Annotated in this window: 10 protein-coding genes; 9 read left to right on the plus strand and 1 reads right to left on the minus strand. The window is 52.6% G+C overall.

Going from position 1 to position 12,082, the window contains the following annotated elements:
• Window positions 1-22: 22 nt before the first annotated feature.
• A complete protein-coding gene (locus AC5TBW_RS01145; RefSeq protein ID WP_008957053.1) occupies window positions 23-334 on the minus strand; it encodes a hypothetical protein in 312 nt (103 codons plus the stop codon).
• Window positions 335-519: 185 nt separating this feature from the next.
• Here AC5TBW_RS01145 and AC5TBW_RS01150 point away from each other — a divergent pair, with 185 nt between their 5' ends.
• The 9 genes from AC5TBW_RS01150 to AC5TBW_RS01190 all read left to right on the plus strand — a co-directional run bounded on the left by AC5TBW_RS01150 (window position 520) and on the right by AC5TBW_RS01190 (window position 12,081).
• Window positions 520-993, plus strand: a complete 474-nt coding sequence (locus AC5TBW_RS01150; RefSeq protein ID WP_495510335.1) for a YchJ family protein — start codon at window positions 520-522, stop codon at window positions 991-993.
• Between the two features lie 32 nt (window positions 994-1,025).
• Complete coding sequence (locus tag AC5TBW_RS01155; RefSeq protein ID WP_495510336.1) at window positions 1,026-2,054, plus strand: tripartite tricarboxylate transporter substrate binding protein; 1,029 nt, start codon at window positions 1,026-1,028, stop codon at window positions 2,052-2,054.
• Window positions 2,055-2,090: 36 nt separating this feature from the next.
• A complete protein-coding gene (locus AC5TBW_RS01160) occupies window positions 2,091-5,591 on the plus strand; it encodes a sensor domain-containing protein (RefSeq protein WP_495510337.1) in 3,501 nt (1,166 codons plus the stop codon).
• A complete protein-coding gene (locus tag AC5TBW_RS01165; RefSeq protein WP_495510338.1) occupies window positions 5,591-5,887 on the plus strand; it encodes a GIY-YIG nuclease family protein in 297 nt (98 codons plus the stop codon). The genes AC5TBW_RS01160 and AC5TBW_RS01165 overlap by 1 nt, the downstream gene beginning before the upstream one ends.
• 48 nt (window positions 5,888-5,935) lie before the next feature.
• Window positions 5,936-6,994: a histone deacetylase family protein gene (locus AC5TBW_RS01170; RefSeq protein ID WP_495510339.1), complete on the plus strand. Its 1,059-nt coding sequence runs from the start codon at window positions 5,936-5,938 to the stop codon at window positions 6,992-6,994.
• An 81-nt stretch (window positions 6,995-7,075) separates the two neighbouring features.
• Entirely contained in the window at window positions 7,076-7,411 is a 336-nt protein-coding gene (locus AC5TBW_RS01175; RefSeq protein ID WP_495510340.1) for a hypothetical protein, read from the plus strand.
• 170 nt (window positions 7,412-7,581) lie between these two features.
• The gene (locus tag AC5TBW_RS01180) at window positions 7,582-9,498 is read left to right on the plus strand and encodes an ABC transporter ATP-binding protein (RefSeq protein ID WP_495510341.1); all 1,917 of its coding nucleotides are present in this window, start codon (window positions 7,582-7,584) and stop codon (window positions 9,496-9,498) included.
• 35 nt (window positions 9,499-9,533) lie between these two features.
• Window positions 9,534-11,063 (plus strand): ABC transporter substrate-binding protein, encoded by a 1,530-nt coding sequence (locus AC5TBW_RS01185; protein ID WP_495510342.1) that lies wholly within the window; start codon window positions 9,534-9,536, stop codon window positions 11,061-11,063.
• A gap of 94 nt (window positions 11,064-11,157) precedes the next feature.
• Window positions 11,158-12,081: an ABC transporter permease gene (locus AC5TBW_RS01190; RefSeq protein WP_273195084.1), complete on the plus strand. Its 924-nt coding sequence runs from the start codon at window positions 11,158-11,160 to the stop codon at window positions 12,079-12,081.
• The last annotated feature ends 1 nt before the right edge of the window (window position 12,082 follow it).

Below are 12,082 nucleotides of genomic sequence, written 5' to 3' on the forward strand. Positions count from 1 at the left end.
TGGGATTTTTTGATATACCACTTCAGTGCTGAGGATGTTGTTCAAACAGCTCAGCTTTGGCATGGCGCATCACATCTTCGCACGCCTGCTGTTGGGCTAACTGCGTCAACAGGCGCTGAGTTACTTCGAAGCCCTTGCCTAAGCAAGTATCCACTTCCTGTGGGCTAACGGCTGGCGTCACTCGGTAATCGATTTTTACCGTGCGCCCGCCGCCCTCCAACCGATCCGCAACTCCCCTGAGCCGCCACGCGATTTTCTCTTTCCAAGTTGCTGATTCTTCCGCGCCTTCGTTTACGCTAAACGTGCACTGCCATTCCGGTTTAAATACCTTCATAGGAGAACCTCCAAAAAATTTGGAAAGAATGATCAATCGTGATTCGCACTCCGTCGTCTGAATATGTTGCCCCATCACTATATACCTAACGCAGGGAGAATATCGAAACAAAACTGATACACATCGGGCGACGCGCATAGGTCGTATCGGTTAGGCTAGGTAGGATGTAGCTAGTGAGCCCTATTATGACCCGAACGACGAATGTAAGTTGCCCCTGTGGTAGCGAATTAATGCTGGATAACTGCTGTGGCCGTTATCATCAAGGGGGGATCGCGCCAACGCCTGAAGCGCTAATGCGTTCGCGCTATTCGGCCTTTGCATTGGGCCTCAGCGATTACCTGCTGGCAACCTGGCACCCCACCACACGGCCCGCGGAGCTTGCGCCTGATCCTGAAACCAAGTGGAAGGGATTGGTAATTTTGAACGCCGAGCCAGCGCTGGTGGAGAGTGGCCGTGTGCATTTTCGGGCATTTTTCCATGAACGAGAGCATGGGCGAAAACGCTGGCATGTATTGGAAGAAGTATCCCACTTCGTATACGAGCAGCAGCGCTGGTGGTATGTGAATGGCACCCCCACGCTTACCCGACTAAAACCCGGCCGCAATGACCCGTGCTTATGTGGCAGCGGGCGTAAATTAAAGTTATGTTGTGGAGAGTAGGCGCGAAGCACTAATAAGAATGAGGCAAAAAAATGAGCCCAAAAAAGGGGTTAGCGTTAGGTCATCACAGGGGAACGGGTGGCTTGAACAAACGCTTAAAAATGGCGCTTATAACGTGGATGGGAATATGGCTATGCCTCTGGAGCTTTACAACGCTGGCAGACAGTCCCTTTCCCGACACCGACATTACGCTAGTCATACCCTTTGGTCCTGGGGGTGCCTCCGATGTACTGTTTCGTGACATATCTGCGGAAGCACAAACCTATCTAGATACCTCGATTAATATCGTTAATATTGCGGGCAGTGGTGCGACGCGTGGATCGCAAGTTGTCAAAGACGCAATGCCCGATGGCTATACTCTGCTAGGCAGTCACCAAACCATCGACCTTGCTTACTTGGCGGGGCTGTCTGCTTATTCTCATCATGCCTTTGCGTCTATCGCACTACTCACACGAACAGTGAACATACCTGCTACCTATCCTGGCCACGCTGCTCAACGTGCCAGTGATATTCCTGTCTTAGTCGCAGAGCAGTCTGAACCATTAACGTTTGGTGTGGTTCCCACCTCCACTGACCATTTTTTTTGGCTGCATTTCTTCCAGCAAACGGGTATTGATGCCCAAGACATAGTGCTCATTCAGTACCCAGATACTGGATCACAAGTGACCGCATTGCTTGCTCGTGAGATCGATTTTGCGATGCTTAACCTGCCCTCAGCGAGTGAGTTGTTCGCTACCCATGCACTCACGCCGTTGGGCGTGGCAAGTGACGCTAGGTTAAGCGCATTGTCAGCAGTACCCACATTACAAGAGCAGGGTATCGATCTGGTGAATACCACTGACAGGGGTGTTTTTGCACCGTTGAATACTCCCCCCGAAAGATTAGCGATACTGGCTAGTGCCTTTGAGCAAGCGCTTGCTCAGCCAGAGCTGGCGCACAAAATTGAGAATAGTCATGGCTCCCTAATCGACTATCGTCCGCTTAACGACTATGCCGATTATCTTAACCACCAGTACACGCTGTTAAAGTCGCTGTCGGATAGTGTCGCGTTTGAACGTTAGCCATCAGTGTCGTGCTAAGTAGGAGTTCCGTAGCCCATGCCGATTAATACCCGTGATCTGGCGTTGGAAACGCTGCTCTTATTGGTTGCTGCCGCGCTACTTTTTATGGGTTTGGCAGGACTAATATTTGGCATTGGCGCGCAGTATTCATTGTTCACGGTGACTCTGGTGCCCGATGCTGCCGTGGCAACCTTGTTATTAGGTATAGGGTTGTTGGCAGCGTTGCAACATTGGTTGTGGCTACGCCGTCTCAGCGCATGTTTATTGTTGGCAATGCTGGTATATACCCTGGTGCACAATCAATGGGCTGGAGGGCAGGAAGGCTCATGGCTAACCGGTCAGCTGCGCATTACTTCGATAGCCGCTGTGATGCTACTCGCGGTAGCGCTCTGTTTATTTATCGGATTTGCTACCTTTCGCCGCCGCTGTATGTGGCTGGTGACGGGCCTGGTTTTATGGTTGTTTGCAGGCTTCATCATTACGCGCTTATGGAGTGGCGTCGAAGCAGAGAGTCCGCTTTTTTCATCGTCACCCGTGGCAGTGGTCGTTTTCGCCGTGCTGCTGGGAAGTGCGTTAGTTGCCATCGGGGGGCGGCGACAATCAGAACGCCTTAATCCAGGACGTTGGGCTGCCGTTGCTGCGTTGGCCGGCGTCGCCATCAGCAGCTTGGCGTGGTTACTCCTCAGCATGCAACAGCATGCGGCCACGCATCAACAGGCTATGTATCTACTGGATAATGTACAGCTCAATGCTGAGCAGGCAACACGTGCCCGTTTAGATCAGATGCAGCGTATGGCCGAGCGATTAAATGCAGCGGGAGGTAATGTTGATGCGGCCTGGTTGGCACTGGATGCACAGAACTATCTGCGCGATATGCCCAGCTTAAAAGCCATAATGCTACTCAATGAAGAGTGGCAGCCCTTGTGGTCAACCGCCCGCACCTCGGATGAGAAAACGTGGCTCCAACAGCAAATAACCAAGCCGCGAGTAAATAACTGGTTGAACGCTCCAATTAACCAACCGCGCTTGATGATTCCCGATGTAAGCCAACCTCAGCGGGTACTGCTGACTATTTCTAATCAGAGCAGCGGGCAGCAGTTAGTCTCGTCGTTTGACATAGCAGAGTTGCTTAATAATGAACTGCGAATGGCGCTCGGACCTTTTCAGGTCAGCGTTAATCGTGGAACGGAGCCGTTGCTCATACTACACCCATCAGGGTTTAGTGCTGATCCCGTTTTAACGCCGAATATGGCGTTGGCATCGCGGCATGCTGGCTTGCCAGGCGGTATTAACTTCACTTTATATGCCTACCCAGGAGGTCATTATAATTGGTATATGATGAGCTTTATGCCTGTCACCGTTGCCATGGGAGGGCTGCTGCTCAGCTGGTTATTGGCATTTAGTTTAGGTTTGGTGGGAGCGGGTATTGCACGTACCCGACAGTTAACAGCGGCGCAGCTTTCACTGGCAGAGAGTGAGCAACGTTATCGCTCGCTTTTTACCTATCATCCTGATGCGGTATTTTCACTTGATGGCGAAGGCCGCTTTGTTACCGCTAACGCGAGTTGCTTTACCATCACTGGCTATACGCAGAGCGAAATTCTAAATCAGCATTTCACCCATTTTATTAATGCTGAGGACGAAGAGCGTGTAAGGCAGCATTTTCAGACGGCCATTCAGGGAAAAATTACGCGTTTTGAGCTCTCTATTCTTGATCGTAACGGGGAGCCCCATCTTTTAGACTTGATTGCCTTACCTATTAGCATCAATAACAACGTTTCTGGCATCTATTGCATTGCCCAAGATGTCACTGTCAGCCGTGCGCAGCAAACGCAATTACGCACCTTGGAGCGCAGTGTTGAAGCCAGTGTTAACGGGGTACTGATCGCTGATGCCAACCTGCCCGATATGCCGATCCTCTATGCAAATAGAGCGTTTACCACCATGACGGGCTATACGCAGGCGGATGTTCTCGGTCAAAACTGCCGGTTTCTTCAGGGCAGAGATAGCGACCCTGCAATCGTGGCGAAAATTCGTCGTCACCTTGCTCAGCAGCGTGATGTGCACGTGACCCTGTGCAACTATCGTAAAGATGGTACGCCGTTTTGGAACGATTTATATATTTCTCCAGTGCGTGATCAAGAAGGACGTGTTACCCATTTTGTGGGGGTTCAGCACGATATCTCTAAACATAAAGCGTATGAAGCGCGACTGGCTTATCACGCAAGTCATGACGACTTAACGCGGTTACCCAATCGTGCCCTGTTTGAAGAAAAGCTGTTGGCGCAATTTACCCTTTTACAACAAGGCAAACAGCGGTTAGCGGTGCTGTTTGTTGACTTAGATGATTTCAAGCCGATAAACGATAATCTCGGCCATGCCGTGGGGGATCGGGTATTAATCGAGGTAGCCAGACGCCTGCAAACGACCCTTGAGCCAAGCGATATAGTCGCGCGGATAGGTGGCGATGAGTTTGTGTTGTTACTTGCCGATATCGAAGAAGAAGCACAGGTCGTAGAGCGCGTGGAGTGCATGCTAACGACATTGGCGCGGCCTTACTGCCTCGACGAACAAGAGCTTTACCTCACTGCAAGTATTGGAATTGCGCTCAGTCAAGATACTACCCTACAGCCGCACACGCTGATTCAGCAGGCAGATATGGCGATGTACAAAGCCAAGCAGCAGGGGCGCAATGCCTACGAGTGGTTTACCCAAGCCTTTACCGACTCGGTTAGCGAGCGGATGGTATTACGCAATGACCTGCAAGAAGCCATCGAGCGGGAGGCTTTCGAGCTGCATTATCAGCCCTTGCTCGACCAGCGTGGCCAGTTGGCGGGCGTTGAGGCTTTGATACGCTGGCCACACCCTGATAAAGGGTGGATTTCACCGGCACGCTTTATACCGCTCGCCGAAGCCACCGGCCAGATTATCCCGATTAGCGAGTGGGTACTTCAACGTGCTTGCTCAGATATGCAGGCGTTAACGCTAGACGGGCTGGGTCCCGTACAAGTCGCCGTTAACCTGTCTCCCCTTCAATTCCACCGCTCTAGTTTTTTAACCACGCTGCGACAAACGCTGCTAGACACTGGGTTAGCACCGGAACAGTTATGCTTAGAGCTAACCGAAGGAATCTTGATGGATAACACCGAAGCGGCGATTGATACTCTTCACGCACTGCGCAGCATGCAGATAAGTGTATCAATCGATGATTTCGGCACCGGCTTTTCAAGCTTAAGCTATTTAAAACTCCTGCCGATCAGCACGGTAAAAATAGACCGTAGCTTTATCCACGAGCTTACTCATAGCAGTGATGATGCCGCTATTGTACAGGGCATTATTTCCATGGCGCACCACCTTGGGCTAAAGGTAGTGGCGGAAGGCGTCGAGAACGAGGAGCAGCATCTACGTCTAATGACTTATCAATGTGATATATTTCAAGGGTTTGGGCTGGCCAAGCCAATGTCAATTGAGGCCTTAAAGGTATTTATTACTTCACTATCAACCAATTCCATTTCCCATTTCGAGGCGAACACGTAATGAGCTTGCCGAGCGCTAGCCAGCTAGCTGTAAATATCTGGTATGTTTATCTGCTCGAGTGCCAGCGGGGAACGTACGTTGGTATTACCAACAATGTGGCTAAGCGTTACCAAACTCATCTAACGGGCAAGGGCGCTCGCTATACGCGAGCTAATCCACCCGTTGCACTGTTAGGCGCCCAACCGTTTGAAGATCGAGCCGCCGCTAGTCGGGCTGAATACCAGTTAAAGCAACAAACCCCGAGCCATAAACGCCTATGGGCCAAACAGTGGCCTTTTCGTTTAGAAGATAATTAGCAACCCCCTTATTCGCTAACGTTTTTGAGCTTCAATGAAGGAACCGGAATGCTGACGTTTTTCTCAGAGAATAGCCGCTTACGCCAAGCGCGCACAGAGCTACATGACGGCGCGCTGGTGACTCCATTTGAGTGCCCAGAACGCCTCGATTTAGTGCTCAAGCAACTGCGTAAATCCGGGCTTGGCGATATTCGTGCGCCCTACGCCTATGGATTGGCGCCAGTGCTGGCGGTGCACGATAAGGAGTACGTAACTTTTTTAGCCAACTGCTGGAAAGAGTGGCAAGCGACTGGTCATGAAGGCGAGGCGATTCCCAACATTTGGCCCGCCCGAACCATGCGGGGTGATCGCATTCCGCGATCTGTTAGCGGTCAGCTAGGTTATTATGCGCTGGCGGCAGAAACGTCCATTTCAGAAGGTACCTTTGAAGCGGCGATGGCAAGCAAAGATGCAGCATTAGGCGCAGTGGAACACACGCTGCTAACCGGCGAACCCAGCTTTGCCCTTTGCCGCCCACCTGGCCACCATGCTGCTTATGATCAGTTTGGCGGCTACTGTTTTTTCAATAACGCTGCCGTGGCCGCCCAGCGCGCTCTGGATTCAGGCAAACGCCGGGTCGCTATTCTTGACGTCGATTTCCACCACGGCAACGGCACTCAGCAGATTTTCTACGGCCGTGACGATGTTTTATTTATCTCCTTACACGGCGACCCTGAGGTAACCTTTCCGTATTACTTGGGCTACGCTGATGAGTGTGGCGAGGGCAAAGGTAAGGGCTTTAACGTCAACTACCCATTGCCGCCTGGCACCAGCGTCGCCACTTGGATGGCGACTCTTGATAACGCCTTGGCACACATTGAAGCTGCCGGGTGCGAGTGTTTGATTGTATCGCTGGGGGTCGATATCTTTGAGGATGATCCGATAAGCGCCTTCACCTTTGCCAGTGAAGACTTCACCCTGCTAGGTGAACGCTTAGCTCAAGCAGGCCTGCCCAGTGTATTTCTGATGGAAGGGGGCTATGCGGTAGACGCAATCGGTGTCAATGTAGTCAATGTGTTACAAGGTTTTGAACGGGCGTTAGATAAAAAGTCTGGAACGGGTATCTAAACAAGGGTAAAGGTTAACCAGTGACAGCGTGCCCTAAATGGGGCAGGCTATGCCCCTTTCAACGGGGCAGGGAGCTCAAGCGTGGCAGTGTATGGTGGAATTCAGGCGCACGAATTGGAACGTTGGCTCAATGCCTTGACCAACGCGGCCTATGATCGTCGCTGCCCGCTGGTAAAAGTGCATGGTGGCAATGCCCGTGCGCGTACTGCCCGTCAAGATCTACTTCACTTGGCGAACGACTACCGTTGCGGCGATTCTAGCCGCGAAGAGAGTGCCGTTATCCTTGGTCGTTGGTGCCAAACCTACCTTTCAGAAGCGGAGTGGTATGTGTTGGTTGGTACCCGTCAAGCACCCAGCCAACCGCAAAATGAAGAAGAGAGAAGCCTCACTGTGCTCAAGCAGCACCGGGTGGGGTAACCACGCCAATCAACACTAAACACGATTAAAAGCTCCTGCAAAGGGGCTTTTTTTGTGCTCGCAGTGTATGTCTTAGTCGGTAGTCGAATTTTCAAACGGTAGGAGAATTAGTAGGTACTTAATAACGATGTGTTGACAAAAGTTTAACAAGATGAGTAGTTTGAAAGGCTATGTCTACTCGACTAACGTTTTACAAAAACGCTATCCAAGGGCAGGGGGCAATATATCTTGTGACCACTACACCAGCGCTATCGGTTCGTTCCTTGAGCGTAAATTTTGGCTCCAATCAGGTTGTTAAAAATCTGAGCTTTGATGTTTATCCCGGTAAAACGACAGCAATCGTTGGTGAATCTGGCTCGGGTAAATCCGTGACTTCCTTGGCCATTATGCGCTTGGTGGAGTATATGAACGCTGAGATTACCAGCGGCACGATACTCTTCTCTTCTGATACCAATGGCACCCATCCACAAGACCTTACCCAACTCTCCGATAAGGCAATGCGCAAGATTCGTGGCAAAGACATTGCCATGATTTTCCAGGAGCCAATGACGTCGCTGAATCCGGTTTACACCATTGGCGATCAGATTACCGAAGTATTGGTACTGCATGAGAAGCTCACCCAAGAGGCGGCGCGCGTCGAAGCAGTAAAACTGTTGGAACTGGTGCGCCTGGCCGATGCTGAGGCGCTGTTAAAGCGCTACCCCCACCAACTCTCCGGCGGCATGCGCCAACGAGTGATGATTGCGATGGCGCTGGCCTGCCGACCAAAAGTGCTGGTTGCCGATGAGCCCACCACCGCGCTGGATGTCACCATCCAGGCGCAGATTCTTACCATTATGCACGACCTACAGCAGGAGCTAGGGATGGCCGTTATCTTCATCACCCACGATATGGGGGTGGTGGCGGAAATGGCCGACCAGGTAGTGGTCATGCGTCATGGTGAAAAGGTCGAGGAAGCGTCGGTGGAGGAGATATTCGTCCGGCCTCAGCACCCCTATACCCAAGCGCTGCTGGCAGCTGTTCCTAAACTTGGCAGTATGCGGGGCGAAGCCCTTCCACGCATGGATCCACTAGTGGTGCTGGATGGAAATGTTGCGCGCACCCTGGGGGAAAGTCGTCAGCAGGATACGGCTAGAACCGATGCCGCCCCAGTGGTGGAGATAGAAAACTTAGTCACCCGTTTCGATATTCGTAAAGGCTTCTTTGGTGGTGTCAGTCATCGTGTGCACGCGGTGGAAAATGTCAGCTTTAGTATTTTTCCTGGCGAGACGCTGGCGCTGGTAGGAGAGTCTGGTTCCGGCAAGTCGACCATTGGGCGCACCATTCAGCAGTTGCAGGAAAGCACCAGTGGCACGATACGCTTTGGTGGCAAGGCCGTGGCCGATATGTCGCGGGCAGAAAAAATGCGCCTGCGCCAAGAAGTGCAGTACATTTTTCAGGACCCGTTTGCCTCCTTGGATCCCCGCAAAACCGTGGGCTTTTCGATAGCCGAACCTATCCGTACGCACGGTTTATTGCACGGTGCTAAAGCAATACGTCAACGCGTTAACCAGTTACTTGAGCGAGTTGGTTTGAGCGCTGATCAGGCTGAGCGCTATCCCCACGAGTTTTCAGGCGGCCAGCGCCAGCGGGTATGTATTGCCCGCGCTCTGGCGTCCAAGCCTAAGTTGATCATTGCTGATGAGGCGCTATCTGCCCTCGATGTTTCCATCCAGGCGCAGATCATTCACCTGCTCATGGAGTTGCAGCAAGACGAAGGCTTGGCCTATCTGTTCATTAGTCATGACATGGCGGTAGTGGAAAAGATGAGCCATCGCGTGGCGGTATTGCACCTTGGTCAAGTTGTCGAGCTAGGCGAGCGCCGGGCGGTGTTTGATTCGCCTCAGCACTCTTATACACGCAAGCTCTTGAGCGCTGTTCCAGTGTCCGACCCCGCACAGCGGCGGGAGCGTGTTTTGCTGCAGGGAGATATTCTCAGCCCCATCCGCAAGGTCGGTGATGAGCCTCAACATCTGCCACTGGTACAGGTGGCTGCTGGCCATTTCGTTGCCCAGGAAGAGGTCAGCGCCGAGCGTTTGGCGTCATAGTTGGTTTTCAGATGATACAAAAAAGGAGTCATCCAATGAAGAAAAACAAACGCGTTCTCCATGGCGCAATCGCCGGTATGGCACTGAGCGTTGCCTTCTCTGCCTCTGCTCAAGCTGGCTCGTTAACGATTGCTTCGCCGCAAGATCCCGGTAGCTGGGACCCCATCGATACGTTTTTGGTGAATTGGGCATCGGTTGCGACCAATATTTTCGATGGTTTGACCTATCGAGGCCCTGATTTAGAGCTGGTGCCCGGCCTGGCAACCGAGTGGGAGGAACTGGATGAGGGTACCCGTATCCGTTTCACTCTGCGTGAAGGCGTTACCTTCCATAATGGTGAACCCTTCAATGCTGAAGCGGTAAAGTTCACCTTTGATCGCTTATTAGGCGAGGAGGGTGGGAAAGGGCCTCAGCGTTCCAACTATACGGCGATTGATAGCGTGGAAGTCATCGATGACTACACCGTCGACTTCCATCTCAATGAACCCGACCCAGTGCTGCTTACCAAGCTAGCTGGCTATGGCGCAATGATTGTACCTCCCGAATACCTGGCCGAGCATGGCGATGAATACTTCAATACCCATCCGGTAGGCACCGGGCCTTTCAAAGTAGTTGAATATAATCCCCGTGAAGACGTTCAGCTTGAGGCTTTTGCTGACCACTGGGGCGGTGCGCCGAAACTTGACGAAGTGACTTACCGCTTTATCTCCGAACCTTCTACCGCCGTGGCTGAGCTACAGGCTGGGCGGGTTGATATCGTTATTCCGCCGACGATTCCTATTGGCATGATCGAGACGATCAATAACCATGACGGGGCCAGCGTCGTCAGTGTGGCTTCGCCAACGGTGGAAGCGATTCGCTTTAACACCCAATCAGGCATTACCGCTGACGAGCGCGTGCGTAAAGCCATGATCATGGCCGTGGATCGCCAGGCGATTATCGACTCCATCCTGGCTGGCGAGGGCGAAATGATCGCCAGCTTCCAGGGTGCTCAGTCCTTTGGCAACGACCCAGATATGGAGCCCTTGCCGTATGATCCTCAGCAGGCTCGCAAACTGCTGGATGAAGCGGGCGTCGAGCAAGGCGCAACGGTACAGATTGATGTGCGCGGTAACGACGCCACCTTTGGCGAGGTGGCCCAGGTAGTGGCGGCTTACCTGCAAGGGGTGGGGATTACCGCATCGATCCAGCCTTACGAGACCAATGTGCTACTCAACGACATTATTCCGGCAGGCCGCACTGGAGAGATGTTCCAGCAGAAATGGGGCGGTTGGACGTTCGACTTCGACAACACTGCTTACCTGATGTACCACACTGGCGAACGCTGGAATCCTTATGACAGCGACGCTGAGTTAGATGAAATGCTCGAAGCCCAGCGCAGCATTACGGATCAGGAAGAGCGTGAAACGCTGCTTCAGGCGATTGCCCAATATACCCAGGATCGCGCCTTGGAAATGCCGCTCTATAGTATCAATGCCCTTTACGGTGTCAGTGACCGGGTGGAGAATTTTGAGCCTGCCCCGGATAACCGTATGCGTTTAACCAACGTGGACGTTAGTGAATAAACGTAACGTCATCCGGCCGCTTGCAAGGGCGGCCGGTTCTTCACACTGACACTTCACAAAAGCTTCATGTAAGCGTTTCGGGCTTGGGGTCATAGTGGCAAAATTTCTTCTTTATCGAATACTGCAGGCCGTCTTTGTGGTGATCGCCGTGACGCTGATCGTCTCTTTTGCGATCAGGTTAACCGGTGATCCGGCGGTCATGTTGGCACAAGGGGCGGGGAGTATTACCGAGGCGGATCTGGACAGGATTCGTGAAGCCTTGGGTTTGAATCAATCCTTCTTGGCCCAGTACATCGGTTTCCTGCGGGGGCTGGTGGTGGGCGATTTCGGGCGCAGCTTTATGGGTGGCACCCCGGTGAGTGACCTGATCGGTCGCGCGCTACCCGCCACCTTGGCGCTGGCTTTCGCCTCGCTGTTCGTGTCTATCGTGGTATCGATACCGCTGGGTATTAAAGCTGCGGTATCGCGAGGAAGGTGGCCCGACCAGATGATCAGGATTTTTTCCCTGATCGGGCTCTCTTTTCCTAACTTCTGGCTGGCCATCATGCTGGTGCTGCTGCTCTCCATCACGTTTAATCTGCTGCCGCCCAGCGGCATGGAGGGCTTCTCCAGTTTCATTATGCCCGCCGCGACGATGGGGATCATTCTAACCGCCACCAACGTGCGCCTAGTACGAACCACTATGTTGGATACCCTCCGCTCTCAATACATCATGGTGGCGAGAGCAAAAGGCCTTTCCAACACGGTCGTGCTCTACAAACACGCGCTGCGTAACTGCTCCATTCCGCTGATCACCTATTTTGGCTTGCAGTTCGGTGGGCTGTTGGGCGGTATTGTGGTTGTCGAGCGTGTCTTTAACTGGCCGGGATTAGGCACCTTGGCTTTCGAAGCCGTATCGGCCCGGGACTACCCCGTCTTACAAGGCGTTATCACCGTGCTCTCGTTAATGATCATCTCCATCAACCTTCTCGTTGATATCGCCTATGGCCTGGTCGACCCCAGGGTGCGCAAGGAATAAC

This window comes from Vreelandella sp. ssv, from assembly GCF_059448525.1.